Genomic DNA, 17,827 nt, shown 5'->3' on the forward strand with positions numbered 1-17,827 from the left:
TTCCCTTTCATTTATTATCAAACTTTCCTATTTTACCAGAGAAATCCATATTTACATCTCAAATGGAATTGCTATAGTTTCACAGGGAGGCCACAAATAATTTTTTCTCACGATATGCGGCAAAAGCAAGGCAGGCCTTGATGTCTGCCGAAGTTAATTCTGAAAAATCTTCCATAATTTCTGCTTCCGTCATGCCACCTGCGAGATACTCTAAGATGTCGTAGACGGCGATTCGCATTCCCCGAATACATGGTTTGCCACTGCGTTTTCCAGGTTCAATTGTGATGATGTCGTGGTAGTCCCTAAAGCAAGCAATAATTGGTACAAATATTTGTTTACATTCATAAAACTCAAGACTAAATTGTCTTCTATCAAAATAAACTCAAAAGCGATCGCTACTACCGACGGCAAATCTGGGGAAGCCAGCGACATACACCGTTTTGTAAAAGTGCAAAAGTTAACTGTCACCATTGCTCACTAGCCTAAATTTGTCATCGCCTTGAATGGTAAGATAACCGTCGTCGAATTGGACTACCACAAACTTGCTATTAACTGCGCGTTTTATAATGCCAATTTGTCCCGCGTATTTCCAATTTTCAATTAAGGAGATAACGTTCTGTCCTGTGTGAAACTGAGACTCTCCATATTGCTGTTTGCCGTGGCGATCCAAAATTCGTGCCTGGTGTGCTGAAGAAGCCGATTGCTTTAACTGCCGTAATTCCCCCACCGTAATCCCTAACTTCTGTGCATCCTCTCTCTCTTTTACCGTTGCGCGTCTTTGCGCGTTTTCCTGACTCTGACGCTCTTGTTCACGCCAATAGGAATGACACTTCTCTAGTGCTGCAATGGCTAGGTTATCTCCTTTTCCAGCCAAACGAGATAGAGCATCTTGAGCCGCATAACGTGTCTTAGGAATATTTCCCCTGGAGGATCGCTCTAGTGCTGCGATAGCTTCTGGGTCGCCCTGACCAATCTCACCTAATTTGGTCAAGATTTTAACACCAGTGCTATCATATTCACCCCAGTTATACCACCTGCGGAGTTCTTCTAATAGAGCCGCTACAGTTGTTGCTATTCCGGCACGAGCCAGAATTGAGTCATCTTCATTACCACCGTAACTCATGTTGGTTTTCTATTTTTGAATAAAAGGGATAAAAAGCAATCTTGGAATAAGGGCACTTTCAAGCCAGAACCCAATCAACCTACTATTAATAGTCATAAAATAACGCTTTTGGGATAAATTCCGCGAGCTAGTTGAGGACTACCTCAATTATACAATTCCAATGCACAGGGATTTGATGTAAAACGCTCTGCTTTTAGCTCCCCGACAACTTGGGCGAAATCGGGGAGCTGGGTATTCTGTTTTTTTAGGTGGGCTTAGTTAGTTTCACATTCTTGTCTGTCCAAAATTCAATCACCATTTGGGATTTTAGATTTGACCAGGCATTAGCAAAATTAGCTGTTTTGATAAGATCGATCGCACTTCATCCAATCCCATCTCCACATCCGCCAAAATATCTCCCACAGTTCTGGTATTGCAACCTTGCAAAAACTCAAATTCCGCACTTGACAAATTGATCAATTGGTAGTTGCAATCAAACACTTGTTGACTAGGCCAACCGTGCATACAACTACTCAACTCTGGAATTGCTGCCAAAAGTGCCTTATCGTCCGACCAATCAATTTTATTAACAGGCTTTTTGCCCAAAAAAAACTCGTAATGAGTGATTTCCGTATCTAACAATTCAATTAATCGATAAAGCTCTCTTTCCGTCAAACCCTGAGCTCTTTCTATCAATTCCGGCGCTTTCCCCAAAAGTCTTTCTAACTGCCAATATCCCGGATTTGAGAAACCAATAAATTCCAATCCCGAAGCGTCAATTAACTCGAACAAAGTCTCAATATTGTAGTCAATTTCCTGCGGGTGAACGTACATATCAGCAAAACATTCGTCCCGCCGATTTTCTCCTGCCCAACGCTGTTTTTCGTACTTGACAAGACGGTTGTTTTCTGGTAAGGAAGCAAAGATTTGACGGCCGACTTTCACACCATCGGGATAGTCACCTTTTTGCGGGCCTTGAAGAAGTCCGATCGCCCTTTGCATGAGTTGAATTTCCCAGCGTCCGAGCTCAGCATACACAAAAATGTGCATCAAACCGCCCTCTGCCAACTTCGCCGCCAGCGCTTGAATGCCCCGGATCGGATCGGGTAAGTGGTGCAGCACGCCCACGCAGTTAATCAAATCAAACTCGCCCTCTAACTCGGCGACATCGTACAGGCTGAGGTGGCGAAAATCAGCTTCGCGCGCTCCCGATCGCCGACAGCGTTCTTGTGCTACTTTCAAAGCACCTTCACTCAGGTCGATCGCCGTCACCGAAGCTTCAGGATTGAGGTGAATCAGATAATCGGTGCTCGAACCAGTGCCGCAGCCAGCATCTAAAATCCGAATATCCAGTTTTGGCGGCTTTTGCCCGGTGCAAAAATTGTAAGCATCAGGCCAACTCCAGCGCCAGTTGTACCCAGGGGGCGGTTCATCGGACAAAGGATCGGGCGGGAAAGGGAAAGTATCGTAAAGCCGCCGCACGGCAGCGCTGATATCAGGCGTAGTATCCATAGGTGAGGTAATAGTGCGTGGGTTTGGAAATTGGTTGTCAGTAGCTAGGGGGTAACAGCGCTAGGCCATGCACTTCTAATGCTTCGTTACTCGCAACAAAAGTGGCGCCTCCCTGGCGTTGGGAAGCCTCAAACAGAGGGATCGCGCGATCGACCAACCCATGACTGCCAAGCCCTGACAGCTCGTGCGTAATAAAACTTATCATTTTTTCTCATATACGCTCTCTTAAATCTATACAATAAATGTCGGCAGGCTTTTTAACAAACAAGGACTGTCAATAACCCACCGCTGAACTGTCTGGTAAAGCGGAGGCGTCTTTAAGCAGAAAGTTAAACGCCCAGAAAAAGGCCGAAGAAAATATTTGATTTTCTTTTCCCTTAATTGACGGCACTTGCTGCAATCGCCCAAAGGCAACTCTCCTGCCGAGTCTTTTTTTCCACGGGTATGCCGGCGGAGCGCAGCGGAGGGAGTACCCCGTGCCTGCCTTCGGATCGGACATTTCCCGGCAGGCAGAAAGATGAAACCAAAACATTTTAATCTAAGAAAGTAAGCGCGCCCGAACCTCGTGACGGGTAAAGGCAAAAAGTAAACAAAGCAAAAATACCTACTTTGCCCTGCATGAGAAGGCAAGGTTAGTCGGGTTAAATGCTGCAACTATTTAGATAGGGAGCGAAGGAGTCTAATGACTGTAAAGGCAAGTGGTGGAAGCTCGGTTGCGCGTCCGCAACTATATCAAACTGTACCGGTCGCAACAATTTCGCAAGCAGAACAGCAAGACCGCTTTCTACAGCGGGGCGAACTCAGCGAACTGGCAAGTTATTTCAGTTCAGGGGCTCTTCGGATCGATATCTCTGCGACGCTGACCCAAAACTCGGAACTGATAGTATCCCGCGCAGCCAACCGGATTTTTACGGGCGGTTCCCCGCTGGCATTTTTGGAAAGACCACAAGAACCTGCAATGGCTGTAGCAGGAGCGGCTCGCGGCGGCTCGGGGAATGTCTCTGAAGGCATGAAACTGGGAACTGTTACCTACGTTGAAGGTCGCGCAGGCGGCGGCAACGGCGGTGGCGGCGGTGGTTTCTTGGGGCTAGGAAATCTATTTTCTGGCAACGGTGGCGGCTACAGCGGTCCAATCCCAGCAGGATTTCAGCCGATCAATGTCTCGCGCTACGGCCCGGGCAACATGACCAAATCTCTGCGGGACTTGAGCTGGTTTTTGCGCTACATCACCTACGCGATCGTAGCTGGCGACCCGAACATTATTTCGGTGAACGTGCGCGGATTGCGGGAAATCATCGAAAATGCTTGCTCTTCCGCGGCCACAATTGTGGCAATGCAGGAAATGAAGGCAGCATCCTTGGGCTATTTCAAAAACAATGCAGAGGCCGCGGCGATCGTCGGACAGTATTTCGACGTAGCTATTACCGAATTCAAAGCTCCCACACCTTCAGACAAGGTGCGGCAGCGCGAAAGCAACGACCAGCAAGGACTGCAACTGCCCCAAATCTACTTCAACGCATCCGAGCGACGGTCGAAATTCGTCATGAAAACCGGCCTGTCTTCGGCTGAAAAGCTAGAAGTAATCAAAGCAGCTTACCGCCAAGTATTCGAGCGCGACATTAGCCGCGCATACAGCCAAAGCATTTCTGACTTGGAATCCAAGGTCAAAAATGGCGAAATCTCGATGAAAGAGTTTATTCGCCGCCTTGGCAAATCTCCTCTGTACCGTCAGCAATTCTACGAGCCGTTTGTCAACAGCCGCGCTGTAGAATTGGCCGCCCGTCACTTCCTAGGCCGCGGTTTGAGTTCGCGGGAGGAATTTAGCAAGTATTTTGCGATCGTCAGCAAAGGCGGCCTGCCAGCCCTTGTAGACGCGATGGTCTATTCCCAGGAGTATTCCGATTACTTCGGCGAAGAAACAGTGCCTTACCTGCGCGGTTTGGGCCAAGAAGCTCAGGAGTGTCGCAACTGGGGCCCGCAAATTGATTTGTTCAATTTCAGCGCTCCGTTCCGCAAGGTTCCTCAGTTCATCACCTTGTTTGCCGGCTACAACCAGCCTCTGCCAGACCAGCACGTTTACGGTGTTGGCAACGATCCGCTGGAAATTCAGTTCGGCGCGATTTTCCCGCAAGAAACTCGCAACCCCAAGAGCCGTCCCGCTCCCTTCGGCAAGGACACCCGCCGCATCCTGATCCGTCAAGGTGCGGGGATTGACAATCAGTTGAGCAATCCGGCGGCTCGCGGTGCTGCTCCTGGTTCTCTGGGCCCCAAGGTCTTTAAATTAGACCAGTTACCAGGCGGCTATGTGGCTTCCAAGAAAACTGCTCGCGGTGTCTCTAGCAGCTACAGCAACAGTTCCAGTGTCAAATTTACCGAAAGTTCCACCCAAGCGGTGATTCGGGCAGCTTACCTGCAAGTGTTTGGTCGCGACGTGTTCGACGGCCAGCGCCAAAAGGTAGCGGAAATTAAGCTGGAAAACGGCGAGATTCCGATGCGCGAGTTTATTCGGATGTTGGCGAAGTCTGACGTGTTCCGCAATATGTACTGGAGCAAGCTCTACGTTTGTAAGGCGATCGAGTACATTCACCGCCGACTCCTGGGACGCCCTACCTACGGCCGCCAGGAAATGAACGCTTACTTTGACATTTGTTCCAAGAAGGGTTTTTACGCGCTGGTCGATGCCATCCTCGACAGCACGGAGTACAACGAAGCTTTTGGGGAAGATACAGTTCCCTACGAGCGCTATGTGACTCCCGGTGGTTTGTCGATGCGGACGATGCGATCGGGTTCCGTCGCTGAGCAAAATGTCCAAGCTCAGACGCCAGAAACTCCTCGGTTTATCGAACTCGGCACTGCGCTCGATCGGGGCGATTTCGAGTTACAAAATAGCCTCGCTCAAGGTGTCAGCAAGCGGCGCGAACAAACTAAGGTGTTCAAGCTGACGAATACTTCGGACAAAGTAGCTTTGAAAACTTTAATTCAAGCTGCTTACCGTCAAATTTTTGAGCGCGACATCCACCCCTATGTTGTGAAGAATGAATTCACGGCACTGGAAAGCAAACTGGGCAACAATGAAATCAATCTCAAGGAGTTCATTGAGGCTTTGGGCTGCTCGTCCCTGTACATCAAACAGTTCTACGCACCTTATCCGAATACTAAGGTGATTGAGTTGGGAACCAAGCACTTCTTGGGCCGCGCTCCCCGCAATCAAGCGGAGATTCGGACCTACAACCAAATCTTGGCAAGTAAAGGGATTAAGGGCTTTATCAACGCAATGTTGAACAGCGTTGAATATGCGGAGGCGTTTGGCGAGGATACTGTTCCTTACCGTCGCTTTCCGACTCTCCCTGCTGCGAATTTCCCGAATACCGAAAGGCTGTACAATCAACTCACCAAGCAGAATGATGAGTTGGTGGTTCCAAGCTTTGAGCCAGTAGCTGCTACTGACAGAAGCTAGATGGATTTGAGGTTTTAGATGTTAAATTAGCAATAATTTAACATCTAAAATTAGTTGAAGGGCTGGCGTAATTGCCAGCCCTTTTTTATGACAGGTTTGTAGTTGCGCTGTCTTGATAAATTTTGAATTTTTAACCGCTGATGAATGCTGATGAAGAGGATATTATACCAGTTGTCATTAGGATGAGGTACAGGCTCAGAATGCCCAAAAGAAGAAGTTCCTCGTTTGGGGTGTACTTCATCCAATTGCCAACCGCTATAAGTTGAGATGAGAACTCAACCAATGCGTATCAACCAGCAGCCCCTAGAAATCTCTAGAAGCACTTGTACTATGAGGGTTCAGCTTGGTTTTCACGTGACCGCATTTAGCCAATTCGATTATTTGCTTTGATAATGTAGAGGCAACTTATTTATATAGAGGTTCCTTACTACGAAGGTTTGTCACCGTTAATCGGCTCGGCTAAATTCATTCTACATGGCATAAAGACATCTTGTAAATGTAAGTGATTGTTAGCAAATGTCAGAAAAAGTCTTACAGTTAATCAACCCTTTCTTCCCTTCAAAATCTAGTTACTTCCTTGGTCAGTCGTCAAACTCAGAGCAGTAATATTTAGGAGCCAGAGCGTTAAGCGCATCAACTTCAGCATTGCCTTGAGGTTGCAGCAAGTCGATCGACATTCCCGCACTCAGCGCATTACATATCCCGCGCGCACGTTCGATAGCGGCTTGGGGATTTCGCTGAACGCGAGACACGGCATCGGATGAGGCTGAATTGAGCCGTTTGCTCAAGGATCGTTGATAACTATTAAGAAACGCCTGGTCATTGGGATCTAAAGCGATCGGGAGGCCTCTGCCACTACTTCCACAAAGCTTACCTAAGTCGATCGTTCGACCATCACTCGTCTGTATATAGCAAACATAATCAACGGGTATTTGAGCGACTGAATCCCTAGATTGAGATAAATCAACGCCAAAGGCGATCGACACCATTACCAGAGTATAAAACACTCGTTTCGACTGGCGGACGTATTGCACGACTATTTAAACTCCCACAAACCGTTAAACTTTCAGAAGCTTATAGAGAACCCACACCGGATGTTGCCACAATCCGGCGTGATTCACCATCTTCTGCATAGTGCGAACATAAGAGCGTTTTACAGGCAAATAAAATGCTCGCACTATAAGGCAGTAATGTTATGCTCCTCGTTGAGAATTCCAAGGGCCCCAAATGGCAAACGTGATGCCTGGGGTTTGGATATTAACGAACATAGTTCGACCATCCGGCGAGAAGCAGGCTCCCGCAAACTCGCTATCGTTGATAGCATTTTTTGCCAGACGATACAGTTCCCCGTTGGGAGTTACGCCCACCACGAACTGCTCATCATTGCCATCTTCGCAAATAATCAGATCGCCATGAGGTGCCACAACAATGTTGTCAGGACCGTCGAGTTCGTCAGCCGATTTAGCCTCAACAAAAAGTTCGATCGTATCTCGATCGGGAAGATACCGCCAAACCTGACCAAATCCGTTCGGTCTGCCATTAGCATCAACAGAGCCACCGTTCGTACAACAGAAATAAACTTCACGATTGCCGTACCAGATGCCTTCCCCACGAGCAAACTGGGCAGCACCCTTACCGAAACCTTCGACCCGTACCGTATCCGTAGCAGGGTTAGGATTGTCAATTGTCACCCATTCCACCGGCATCGGTTGGCCCTTGGGAAAGCCTGCAAAAGTTTTTGCCTGAGGCATATTCTTAATCTTCAGCGCTTGCAGAGTGCCCCCTGCGCTTAAATTGTTCCGTTGAAATGGGATAAAACGATACAAAAGGCTATCTCTTTGGTCTTCAGTCTCGTAGACAATTCCGGTTTTGGGGTCGATCGCCACCGCTTCATGGTTAAACCGCCCCATCGCAACTAAAGGTACGGGATTCACAGGAGCCGTTGCCTGAGCCGGAACTTCAAAGTTGTAGCCGTGAGATTTCGAGACATTTGTCGCATTGCCCGGTTTATTAGTCGCCGGAGTCGAGACATTTTCCTCGCAAGTAATCCAAGAACCCCAGGGAGTCGGACCGCCCGCACAATTTCGATAGGTGCCACTAAGTGAAGTGTAGTGGTTGACGAGCTGACGATTGGGGCCAACCTGTAGTGTGGTTGTTCCGCCTTTGCAAAGAGGATCGTAAGGATTTGGGCCCACAACTTGTGTTGTAGAATTCGGGCTCAGTTCGTGATTGCGAACCAGAATCACCGTGTTTTGGGGACCTGGGAAAGCCGCCATGCCATCGTGACCACCGGGAACAGGGGAACCGTCGCTCATCATTTCGCCGGTTCGTGAAAAAGCCCGATACTGAAACCCACGGGGTAAATCTAACAATCCATTCGGATCGGGTACGAGGGGCCCATACCCTCCCCCAAATACTGATTGACCATTCGCCTTTCTGGCATAAAGCGCTTCTAGAGGAGACATCATCAAAGTGCCAGCAGCACTCGCTCCTGCCAAGGTAAAAAACTTTCGTCGTGAGAGTTGCATCAGCTTTTCCGGTGAATTAAACAAAGCATACTAAACTTGCATCAAGGCTAAGATAAGGTTGGTTTAACTTCTCATTAAGGTTGTTTCATAGTTGTTCAATGTCAATCCCAGTGGCTCGGAATTGCGCTGCTAACCGGGCTGTTCGCTGCTCTATATTTTCAGCCTGTTGACGTTTTTATTCAGTAGGAATTTGCAGGCTTGACATTACCTTAATCGGCTTTGTTCAAGAGATTCTTATAAAAAACTCTCTCTGCCTTAATATTTTAAAAGTTAAAATAAGTCACTAAAAATTATGAATTTTGTGTTGAGCTAGCTATTTCTTCGTTGACATTATATATCTTTTTTAACAGCTTCTATTTGTAAAAATCTACCCAGAAAATCGGTTTAAACTTCTACACAACTGGACTGAGTTCAAGGATTTATAGGAAAATGACCCATTGAAATAGCGGTTTGCAATTGGATAAAGTACACCCCAAACGAGGAGCTTATTATTTTCTGTTTTTTTTACCCAAGCAAACTGCACACAAGTAGTCGGGAAGAACGCTAAAGCCAAATCCCGATGCAAGGGTTTGTCTAATTGCTCTTAAATTGGGTACGAGCCGTTTTGGATGAACGTCAATTATTCGGCGAAATACAACTCGCCAAAAGTGGTGGGCGACAGGTGGCGCGAGTGGAACATACTCTCAATCCTGCACAAATTGACCCCGCAGAACATGGCGCTATTTTCTACGCTGGGGGACACGGTACAATGTGGGATTTTGCTGATAACCAGGAACTTGCTGGGATTGGTGCTATTTATGAAGCAGAGGGCATTGTTGGTGCTGTCTGTCACGGGCTGGCGGCGTTAGTTAATCTTAATTTTCAAGTTGGCGTTGTGGCCAGCGAGAGGCTCGTCACAGGCCAAAATCCCGCTTCGGCTGCAGGTGTCGCTCACCAAATGGTAGAATCGATCAAAAATAAGTAGATCCCAAAAAATATCGCACCGAGAAACCCGGTTTCTTACACAACACCTTCGCGCCTAAGTCAAAATGCTCTAAGAAAGTAGGTTGGGTTGAGGCACTCGTACCCAAAATTTTAGATTTTACATTTTTGCTCCCATCTAAAATAGCCAATCTAAAATCTTTTGTTGGTTTCGCTCCACTAGGGTTCAACCTACAAGGTATTATTTAAAAAACCTGGTTTATGGATACCTGATTTCTACCTGTTTTTTATTCGGTTAACCGTACTTCAATAATCACTTTATTGGAGAACCTTACTGTCATTTTTTCGTCTGTGCTGTCAATGAAGTCGCGTTCGCTATACGAGGATAAATTACTGATTTATGGGATATTTTAGTGGGTTTTATTTATTTCCAGTATCCAAAAAAAGTATAATTTTGGAGTGCTGATTTAGGCAGGTATCAAGATATTGATTGCTCCGTAAAACAGCGAAATCAACTGAGAAGTTGTGCTGATTATTACCATAGCGAAACGAATAAGCTATTAGGGCATAATGTTGTGAAAGATGGAACAGGGTATGGAACTAAATTTACAGAAATTTTATAGCGCCTGCAATCCCAGCTACACCCTGGCAGTAGCAAATCAAAAAGACCGACAATACTATATCGATTTCTCTTCAGTGCGGGGCGGCACAATCGTCGAACAATTGGAGCGCACCATCAGCCGTCTGTCCCCCGATGCACCTACCTGTCAATTATTCACCGGTCACATCGGCTCTGGTAAATCAACTGAATTGCTGCGGCTGCAAGCTCAATTGCAGCAACAAGGATTTCATGTTGTTTACTTTGAGTCGAGTAAAGACTTAGACATGGCAGATGTAGATATCACTGACATTTTGTTGAGCGTTGCTCGTCAGGTGAGCGAAAGCATCGAGAAAATGAAAATCAAGCTGCAACCGACGGGTTTTAAAGCTTTGCTCAAAGGGGTTGCTGATGTTTTTCAAACTCAAATAGACTTGAGGGCTGAAGCTAATGTCCCTGGTTTTGGGGAAATAAATGCCAGCACGGAGGGAGAGTTTTCTCTGGCGCTGGGAATTGGCAAAATTACTGCTAAGGCGAAAGATGCTCCGAATCTGCGATCGGAGTTGAGGCAATATTTGGAGCCGCGAACTAACGTAATTTTAGATGCGCTGAATAAGGAGTTGCTGGAGCCGGCTAATCAAGAACTCAAACGCCAAGGGAAACAAGGACTTGTAGTAATTATCGACAATCTCGATCGCATACACCTGTGCGCGAAACCGACGGGGCGGCTTCAGCCGGAATACCTGTTTGTCGATCGCGGCGAACAGTTGGCAAGACTAAATTGTCACGTCGTGTATACAATTCCTTTGGTGCTGATTTTCTCTAACGATTTGGGCCAGTTGACCAATCGATTTGGGGTAGATCCGAAGGTTTTGCCGATGGTGCCGGTGCAGTTTAGCGACGGTTCTGAGTGCTCTGAGGGTCTGGAATTGCTGCGTCAGATGGTTCTGGCGCGTGCTTTTCCCACAGTGCAGCCTTCGCAGCGCTATGCTTTGGTGGGCAAAGTTTTCGACTCTGCGGAAACTCTCGATCGCCTGTGTCGAGTCAGCGGCGGTCATGTCCGCAATTTGCTGCAACTGCTGTATAGCTGTCTGCAGAAACAAGACCCTCCTCTGTCGCGGGAAACTTTGGAAAATGTGATCGTCCAGCGGCGCCACCAGCTTACTTTGGCGATCGAACCCGATGAGTGGAAATTGCTGCGCCAAGTATCCGCTACCAAAACTGTGAGTGGGGAAACTAAATACCAAATCTTGCTGCGTAGTCTCTGGGTGTTTGAATACCGTTACGGCGAGGATTACTGGTTTGATGTCAATCCGATTTTGGCTGACGCCAAAGAGTTTCGGGAAACAGTTAACAGTTGACAGTTGACAGTTAACAGTTGACAGTTGATAGTCAATCGGCGATTGAAATCGCTTAAGAGTCAAACGAAGTCCGAGCAGAGGGGGACTAAAGAATAAGGGCGGTATTCTAGCAGGATCTGGTATGAAAACTCACAACAGTCAACCGTTAACAGTCAACAGTCAACAGTCAACTAACAAAAATGATTAAAGGCACTACTAAACTGTTGGGAGTAATTGGTCATCCCGTCGAACATTCTCTGTCGCCGGCGATGCACAATGCTGCTATTTCCCACTTGGGAGTCGATTTTGTTTACTTGCCCTTTCCGGTAAAACCAGGGGATTTAAAAGCTGCTATTGCAGGATTTGCGGCGATCGGCGTTCGGGGATTTAGCATCACGATTCCGCACAAACAAGCCATCTTACCGCTGCTGTCGGAAGTTTCCCCGATCGCCCGAGCGATCGGCGCAGTCAATACCGTATACCTGACTGACAAAGGTTGGTGCGGCACAAATACTGACGTTGAAGGCTTTCTCGTGCCGCTGCAAACCCCCCCAACCCCCCCTTACCAAGGGGGGGCTAAAGACGCGACCTCTCCCTTAGAAAGGGGCAATACGGCTGTCGAATCTGATTCGCCTCCTTACGAAACACGGGCTGTTGAATCCTGTCCCCCCCCTTACCAAGGGGGGGCTGTTGAATCCTGTCCCCCCCCTTACCAAGGGGGGGCTAGGGGGGGTTCCGATTGGAGTCAGAAAGTAGCGGTAATTTTGGGGAATGGCGGGGCGGCGAGAGCTGTTGTGGCTGGATGCGCTCAATTGGGATGTGCAGAGATTCACGTTGTCGGCCGCAACGAACAAAATTTAGCGGAATTTCAGCAGAGTTGGGTCAATTCTCCGAGGCCCGTGCAGAATTTGCAGGTTCATACTTGGGAGAATTTGTCAATGTTAATCTCGCAGGCAGATTTGCTGGTGAACACGACGCCTGTGGGGATGTATCCGCAGGGGGAAAAGTCGCCGGTTGCGGAGGGTGCGCTCGATCGAATTTCAGCAGGTGCGATCGTCTATGATTTAATTTACACCCCTAATCCTACCCAGTTTCTCAAAGATGCACAGCTTCGGGGAGCGCGAGCTATTGACGGACTCGAAATGCTAGTTCAACAAGGAGCAGCCGCCTTAAAAATTTGGCTGGATAAAGAATCCGTCCCAGTTGATGTGATGCGCCAAGCCTTGCGACAGCATTTAGGTCTAGACTAATGCCATTTCTTCAAAAAGTAGCTGTAGTTTTCAGAATTCCTATAAGTAGGAATTAGAGGCTGAATTCGCGCTAAGCTGAGAATTAAAATATACTTGCCCCGCCATTTATGAAATTTCGAGCTATCAGCCTTTTTTTTGCTACTTGCCTAATCGGAATTTTTAGTTTGGTATTCACTCCACCTGCTTGGGCTCTGACGCAGATTAAACTTTCCGACCTTTCTTATCGCGAATGTCCTGCCGAAATGGGAGAAGGAACCGTCACCAGCGGCAGTTCTATGGAAGCTACCTGCTTTTTGATTACTGGAAAAGCTGAAAATAGCACCGGCAAACCAGTTGTCAATGCCGATATTTTCGGCCGCATTTATGATGCCGACGACAATCCGGTGATGCAAAATCGCACTCGCTTGGGTTCTATAGAAGAAGTTCCTCCCGGAGTTAGCGATTTTCAGCTCAGAATTTCCGTTGCCGCCAATCAACGAACACCTTTGAAGCTCAAGCAATTTAAAGCTACAGGTTTTACTGGCGTGGTTCGCCGCTAACAAAAGTCTTTGAGATTTTAGATTGCTGAGAAAGAGATTTTGGGTTGGCTGCCCGTGAAACGGATCGGCAGTTTTAGATTCGAGATTTTCGATTTGAGATTGTTGAGTGGCTGGCAATTTCTCATTTCTCATTTATGAGTAACTCCCCAGCTTTTCAACCGGGGAGTTCATGTCAAAATCTCAAATCTCAAATTTAGTTGCCTGCTGCTAGGTCGGCAAAACAATTTAGGGTAGATGCTTAAAAACTTAAGCTTTTCCAACTACAATAATGATGTTTGCAAGTTGTTCAAAAGAGCGATCAAGATTTGCGAGCCGTACTGAAGTACAAAAAATGCAATCAGTGCCGAAAAGTCAATCCCTCCCAAGGGGGGGATAATCGATCGGAATAGATTTAGGTAAGGATCTGTTAACTGACTCAAAATCGAAAACGGGGGGTCGTACCAATTGATATTGGGGAACCAGCTTAACAGCACCCGAAAAATCATCAGGACTAGATAGATTTGCAGGAATGTCGCTAGCGTGGTTGCCAAAAGGCCTATTGAAGAACTCATAAATTTTGCTTGTAGTTTGAGTAAAGTTTACAGACACTTTAACTGTGAGTTTAGCATAGCTGGGGGAGTGACAGAGGAGGGAGAGGGGGGAGAGGGGGAGCATCAAGCTTTTTACGGGCGGGCAGGATATGATACCCACCCCACAATAAAATTCACTCTTTGTGGAACAGGCCCAAAAGCCAGTTCTGGAGAATGGCGCAAGATGTTAGTAGCCCCCATGGAGCTGCCAGACTAATCTAAAATTTTAAATGGATTCAGGAGTCTGGGGCGATCGATCCCTCGTTACCCGGCGTCGGCGCGTTGCCGTTTACGTCGCCGAGTTGCAGCCGCACGTCATCTATTGCCTGATTTAGCTGGGCAATTTTATCTTCTAAACTCAGCCTTGCTACTTCCATCCCGTCGGCTTCGAGTTGGCTGGCTTTCCTCTGGCGGATTTTTCTGGTTTTTGCGTCTGAAGGTTCACTCAGCAAAGCTTCAGCAGCGCGCCGCGACAGCACTGTGCCCAAAACTGCACCCACCAAGCCGCCAAGGGCAGCTCCGGCAATAAATCCCCCTGTAAAACCCTCTCGATTACTCATAGCTCAACTCAACTGCGCGATATTTCCTTAATTTGTTTATTTTGACACTCTCCCGGTGAGAAACCGGGAGATTGTTAGTTGTCAGGTAGGCGTTGCACAATTTGAAAAGGATGCTTGTGGGGTGTCCCGCCTGCTGTGAAAATACACGCCTTCGGGTTCATGGGCCCATCCCACAAAACAATCAAAATCATCCCGCAATTATGCAACACCGTCAGGTAAGGCGAGAATTCCGACTTCAGAGTTAAAGCGGATCATTTCCAAAGATCGATGGCCATAAAGATCTTCAATGTGTTCCAAGCAGCACTCGATCGCGAAATCGTTTAATTGGGCCGGTTCAACGCCGTACATCTCCTGAAACACCTCTGAGTCTACCCGACAAAAGCGCGGTCGATCGCCATAAATTCCGCATTCTCGGGTCGCTTTGTCAAAATTGATACACCAGCCGTCATCTCCGACTAAGCTCAAATAGAGCGATAATTCGTCTTCAGATAAATACTCGTCTAAGTCGGGGCGCTCTGTTGGGTCGAGGTAACAACAAGCACCGCACTGCTTTACGCAACGCCAAGTAGCCATAGTTTGATTTTAGATTTTAGATTTTAGATTTTAGATTTTAGATTCGGAGCATAATCGGGAAAATGCCAAACTTTAGGAGATTGGGGCTCTTCAAGTATATCAATTGCCAGCGCCGGAGGCGGATCTCCTCTAGGGGCATTCGATTTTAGATTTGAGGTTTTAGATTCCGCTCACTTTCGGGGAAGGGGCATCAAGTCCCTGGTTTGGTGTCACTGAGAGGTCGATCGTAGTTTACATTTTGTTGAATTTTGTAAAGTTCCTTAAAAAATAGGGACGATCGCCCGGTAAAATCAGAAGCGGATTTTCTAATTCAACAATCTAGACTTAATCACTACAGTCAGGAGGACACATGGACTTTATAACCAATCTTTTCAGTGGTATGGCAGGTGTAGACTACCAACTCATTGTTCAGGTAGCTTTACTCGCAGCCGTCGTGCTTTCGGGCCCGATCGTGATTTTTCTGTTGGCAGCTAAAGGCGGCGACCTGTAATAATAGCACGCTCCGGGGCGATCGAGAGTTTGGAGTTTTGAGTTTTAAATTATCCAAATTTCACAACGCTCGATCGCCAATTTTCCATGATGCACGAAATTTTTTATTAAATACCGAGTTATCAAATACCCAGGGCGTGTTTAGCAGTTTGAATCAAATTCTCAAAAAAAGGTAGAGATACATCGACTTCTCTAGCATCTTTGCGGGAGTTACCTAACAAACCGATGTTTTGTCCGGGTGAAACAGCCAAAACTTGTCCTTGAGAGTTGCGAATTCTCAATTCCTCGATCGAGCCTGCAGGAGACAGACTGCAAGAATAAGTGCGATCGCAGTAATCAAACTCAACTTTTCCCAACCTCGGTGGCCTGGAAGTAGCAGCATTTGCCGGTAGCCGAACACCCAACAATTCTAACTCCACCGATGTCTTGCCATTAAAACTATTTTCCCGCAATCGGTAAGCAATATCAACCCGCCGAGGCAAAGGAAAATATTCGCCCCAACGCCAAGCAATCGCCTTCACACTAGCCGCTACTTTTCCATCTTGAGTTGCAGTTAGTTTAACGTGACCTCCTTTACCAACAATTTTCTGTTCAGTTATGCAAACATTAGGCGTCCAAAATACAGGAGCCTTATTTTCAATTCCGCAAGGTTCCAGAGCATCAATTTGTCGGTAAAGGTCGAGATTAATCTCAGCCAAATCTGCTCGCACGTCAACTGAAACCAGCGGTTTTAGGTGTTCCGGCTGCAAGCATTGATTGGCAAAAATTGACAGTTGATTGCGGAATTGTTCGAGATTCTGGGCCGGCATCGAAAAACCGCCAGCCGCTTTGTGTCCGCCAAATTTAGTTAATAAATCCGCGCAAAAATTCAGCCCGTCAAATACATTAAACTCAGGAATTCCCCTCGCCGAACCCCGGACAATTTTATGGGCGACCGTCCCTACAGCCTCGTTTTCGCCAGCCTCATCCTCAAAAGTACCGATAAACACAGGTACGCCGTAGCGTTCCACCAACCGAGAAGCTACAATCCCGATCACCCCGTGGTGCCAACCCGGTTGCACGACAACTAAAACTCGTTCTTGCTGCAAGTCTATAGCCCTTTCCTCGCACCAAGCAATTGCTTCCTGCTCAATTTCCTGGCACAACTCCTGCCTGCGCTGATTGATTTGTTCGCACTGCATCGCGTTTTTCAGAGCCAATTCGCGATCGTCCGTAGTCAGCAACTCTATCACAATTTGAGGGTCAGCCAGCCGCCCCACAGCATTAATCCGGGGACCAAGCCTAAAACCAATATCTTCAGGCTTTAACGTATTGCTAGCTTGGCTTTTTGAATTCAGAAGAGGTAAACTTTCCGTACTTCCCGCCTGCACTCCAGCCACCTGAATCAAAGCCTGAATACCCGCCAATTGCGAGTGAGGCAACAGCCGCAAACCCCGCTTCACCCAGCGCCGATTCACTCCAGTCAAAGGCGCTAAATCGGCAATAGTTCCCAACGTAAATAACTCCAGCAGCGGATTCACCAACCCGCCAACTTTTTGCATATCCTGAGCCAAAGTAATAGCCAAAATATAAGCAACGCCTACGCCAGCCAAACCGCGATATGGTGAAGATTCCGCGATTAATTTCGGGTTGAGAATAGCATCAGCCGGCGGCAGTTTTGGTGGCAAATCGTGGTGGTCTGTAATAATAACTTTGACACCGAGTTCTCGCGCTCTGGCAACCGGGCCGTAAGCTGCAATTCCGTTGTCAACCGTGAGAATGACAGCGACACCTTCGGAGTGAAATTCTTCTACAATGCGATCGTTAATCCCATAACCTTCTCGCATCCGGCTGGGAATAGCATAATCCACATTCGCCCCCAGAGCCCTGAGAGCTCGCAGCAACAAAGCGGTGCTTGTCATCCCGTCAGCATCGTAGTCGCCGCAAATCGCAATTTTTTTTCCTCCCGAAATCGCTTCCCGCAACAATTTGACACTCGCAGCCAAATCGGGAAACTCATCGGTTGGCGCGGGCAAAACCAGAGATTCCGGTTCGATAAACCCTTGCACTTCTTTCAGAGAATCGATGCCCCGGTTAATCAGTACCTGTGCCAGCAAGGGCGACAAACCGATTTCGGCGGCAAATTGTTCGGCTTGCTGTGTTTGAGGCGAATAAATTTGCCACCGTTGGTTTGGCAATCGGTGAAAATGCGGGGGTAGAGATGTCGGTAGCTCTTGCACGGAAGCTGAGGTTTAAATATACATAGTTAATCTTACCTAATTAAGTGCATCAGTCAATCAATTTTAGATTTGAGATTTTAGGTTTTAGATTTTAGATTGGAGTTTAGACTAAGCAGGTCAAAAAGTGCGCTCGCTGTTAGACTAGCGAACAGTTATCAAGAACGGCAATG

16 protein-coding genes are annotated in these 17,827 nt (G+C 47.3%); 6 read left to right on the plus strand and 10 right to left on the minus strand.

Annotated elements, in window-relative coordinates; genetic code table 11:
- Positions 1-79: 79 nt before the first annotated feature.
- The 4 genes from QUA62_RS27675 to QUA62_RS27690 all read right to left on the minus strand — a co-directional run bounded on the left by QUA62_RS27675 (position 80) and on the right by QUA62_RS27690 (position 2,614).
- On the minus strand, positions 80-316 hold the full coding sequence (locus tag QUA62_RS27675; protein ID WP_333408047.1) for a DUF433 domain-containing protein: 237 nt from the start codon (positions 314-316) through the stop codon (positions 80-82).
- Complete coding sequence (locus tag QUA62_RS27680) at positions 211-432, minus strand: hypothetical protein (RefSeq protein ID WP_333408034.1); 222 nt, start codon at positions 430-432, stop codon at positions 211-213. The genes QUA62_RS27675 and QUA62_RS27680 overlap by 106 nt, the downstream gene beginning before the upstream one ends.
- A gap of 25 nt (positions 433-457) precedes the next feature.
- Positions 458-1,123, minus strand: a complete 666-nt coding sequence (locus QUA62_RS27685; protein ID WP_333408035.1) for a hypothetical protein — start codon at positions 1,121-1,123, stop codon at positions 458-460.
- Between the two features lie 306 nt (positions 1,124-1,429).
- Positions 1,430-2,614, minus strand: coding sequence for a class I SAM-dependent methyltransferase (locus QUA62_RS27690; RefSeq protein WP_333408036.1), 1,185 nt, complete (start codon positions 2,612-2,614; stop codon positions 1,430-1,432).
- Between the two features lie 682 nt (positions 2,615-3,296).
- Here QUA62_RS27690 and QUA62_RS27695 point away from each other — a divergent pair.
- On the plus strand, positions 3,297-6,071 hold the full coding sequence (locus QUA62_RS27695; RefSeq protein WP_333408037.1) for a phycobilisome rod-core linker polypeptide: 2,775 nt from the start codon (positions 3,297-3,299) through the stop codon (positions 6,069-6,071).
- A gap of 581 nt (positions 6,072-6,652) precedes the next feature.
- Here QUA62_RS27695 and QUA62_RS27700 read toward each other — a convergent pair.
- Both QUA62_RS27700 and QUA62_RS27705 read right to left on the minus strand, forming a co-directional pair.
- A complete protein-coding gene (locus tag QUA62_RS27700; RefSeq protein ID WP_333408038.1) occupies positions 6,653-7,105 on the minus strand; it encodes a hypothetical protein in 453 nt (150 codons plus the stop codon).
- A gap of 159 nt (positions 7,106-7,264) precedes the next feature.
- On the minus strand, positions 7,265-8,599 hold the full coding sequence (locus QUA62_RS27705) for an alkaline phosphatase PhoX (RefSeq protein ID WP_333408039.1): 1,335 nt from the start codon (positions 8,597-8,599) through the stop codon (positions 7,265-7,267).
- 577 nt (positions 8,600-9,176) lie between these two features.
- Here QUA62_RS27705 and QUA62_RS27710 point away from each other — a divergent pair.
- The 4 genes from QUA62_RS27710 (at position 9,177) to QUA62_RS27725 (ending at position 13,247) form a co-directional block, all read left to right on the plus strand.
- Complete coding sequence (locus tag QUA62_RS27710; RefSeq protein WP_333408040.1) at positions 9,177-9,563, plus strand: hypothetical protein; 387 nt, start codon at positions 9,177-9,179, stop codon at positions 9,561-9,563.
- A 551-nt stretch (positions 9,564-10,114) separates the two neighbouring features.
- Positions 10,115-11,479, plus strand: coding sequence for a P-loop NTPase fold protein (locus QUA62_RS27715; protein ID WP_333408041.1), 1,365 nt, complete (start codon positions 10,115-10,117; stop codon positions 11,477-11,479).
- Between the two features lie 179 nt (positions 11,480-11,658).
- Positions 11,659-12,708 (plus strand): shikimate dehydrogenase, encoded by a 1,050-nt coding sequence (locus QUA62_RS27720; RefSeq protein ID WP_333408042.1) that lies wholly within the window; start codon positions 11,659-11,661, stop codon positions 12,706-12,708.
- A 107-nt stretch (positions 12,709-12,815) separates the two neighbouring features.
- Positions 12,816-13,247: a hypothetical protein gene (locus QUA62_RS27725; protein WP_190657424.1), complete on the plus strand. Its 432-nt coding sequence runs from the start codon at positions 12,816-12,818 to the stop codon at positions 13,245-13,247.
- A gap of 260 nt (positions 13,248-13,507) precedes the next feature.
- On the opposite strand, the gene QUA62_RS27730 is transcribed toward QUA62_RS27725, so the two are convergent.
- The 3 genes from QUA62_RS27730 to QUA62_RS27740 form a co-directional block, all read right to left on the minus strand.
- The gene (locus tag QUA62_RS27730) at positions 13,508-13,798 is read right to left on the minus strand and encodes a YggT family protein (protein ID WP_333408043.1); all 291 of its coding nucleotides are present in this window, start codon (positions 13,796-13,798) and stop codon (positions 13,508-13,510) included.
- Positions 13,799-14,052: 254 nt separating this feature from the next.
- The gene (locus tag QUA62_RS27735; RefSeq protein ID WP_333408044.1) at positions 14,053-14,376 is read right to left on the minus strand and encodes a hypothetical protein; all 324 of its coding nucleotides are present in this window, start codon (positions 14,374-14,376) and stop codon (positions 14,053-14,055) included.
- A gap of 198 nt (positions 14,377-14,574) precedes the next feature.
- Positions 14,575-14,949 (minus strand): YkgJ family cysteine cluster protein, encoded by a 375-nt coding sequence (locus QUA62_RS27740; protein WP_333408045.1) that lies wholly within the window; start codon positions 14,947-14,949, stop codon positions 14,575-14,577.
- A 349-nt stretch (positions 14,950-15,298) separates the two neighbouring features.
- Between QUA62_RS27740 and psb30 the strand changes: the two genes are divergently transcribed.
- The gene (gene psb30 / locus QUA62_RS27745) at positions 15,299-15,439 is read left to right on the plus strand and encodes a photosystem II reaction center protein Ycf12/Psb30 (RefSeq protein WP_190657431.1); all 141 of its coding nucleotides are present in this window, start codon (positions 15,299-15,301) and stop codon (positions 15,437-15,439) included.
- Positions 15,440-15,560: 121 nt separating this feature from the next.
- On the opposite strand, the gene recJ is transcribed toward psb30, so the two are convergent.
- A complete protein-coding gene (gene recJ / locus QUA62_RS27750; RefSeq protein WP_333408046.1) occupies positions 15,561-17,657 on the minus strand; it encodes a single-stranded-DNA-specific exonuclease RecJ in 2,097 nt (698 codons plus the stop codon).
- Between the last annotated feature and the right edge of the window lie 170 nt (positions 17,658-17,827).

It is taken from the genome of Microcoleus sp. MON1_C1 (genome assembly GCF_036701945.1).
In the GTDB taxonomy this organism is placed as follows: domain Bacteria; phylum Cyanobacteriota; class Cyanobacteriia; order Cyanobacteriales; family Microcoleaceae; genus Microcoleus.

Bases quoted from the DNA above. Each gene is read 5' to 3' on its own strand.
- QUA62_RS27740 (WP_333408045.1), bottom strand. From the start codon at position 14,949: ATGGCTACTTGGCGTTGCGTAAAGCAGTGCGGTGCTTGTTGTTACCTC.
- QUA62_RS27680 (WP_333408034.1), bottom strand. From the start codon at position 432: ATGTCGCTGGCTTCCCCAGATTTGCCGTCGGTAGTAGCGATCGCTTTT.
- QUA62_RS27695 (WP_333408037.1), top strand. From the start codon at position 3,297: ATGACTGTAAAGGCAAGTGGTGGAAGCTCGGTTGCGCGTCCGCAACTA.
- QUA62_RS27725 (WP_190657424.1), top strand. From the start codon at position 12,816: ATGAAATTTCGAGCTATCAGCCTTTTTTTTGCTACTTGCCTAATCGGA.
- QUA62_RS27735 (WP_333408044.1), bottom strand. From the start codon at position 14,376: ATGAGTAATCGAGAGGGTTTTACAGGGGGATTTATTGCCGGAGCTGCC.
- QUA62_RS27720 (WP_333408042.1), top strand. From the start codon at position 11,659: ATGATTAAAGGCACTACTAAACTGTTGGGAGTAATTGGTCATCCCGTC.
- QUA62_RS27715 (WP_333408041.1), top strand. From the start codon at position 10,115: ATGGAACTAAATTTACAGAAATTTTATAGCGCCTGCAATCCCAGCTAC.
- psb30 (WP_190657431.1), top strand. From the start codon at position 15,299: ATGGACTTTATAACCAATCTTTTCAGTGGTATGGCAGGTGTAGACTAC.
- QUA62_RS27705 (WP_333408039.1), bottom strand. From the start codon at position 8,599: ATGCAACTCTCACGACGAAAGTTTTTTACCTTGGCAGGAGCGAGTGCT.
- QUA62_RS27685 (WP_333408035.1), bottom strand. From the start codon at position 1,123: ATGAGTTACGGTGGTAATGAAGATGACTCAATTCTGGCTCGTGCCGGA.
- QUA62_RS27690 (WP_333408036.1), bottom strand. From the start codon at position 2,614: ATGGATACTACGCCTGATATCAGCGCTGCCGTGCGGCGGCTTTACGAT.
- QUA62_RS27730 (WP_333408043.1), bottom strand. From the start codon at position 13,798: ATGAGTTCTTCAATAGGCCTTTTGGCAACCACGCTAGCGACATTCCTG.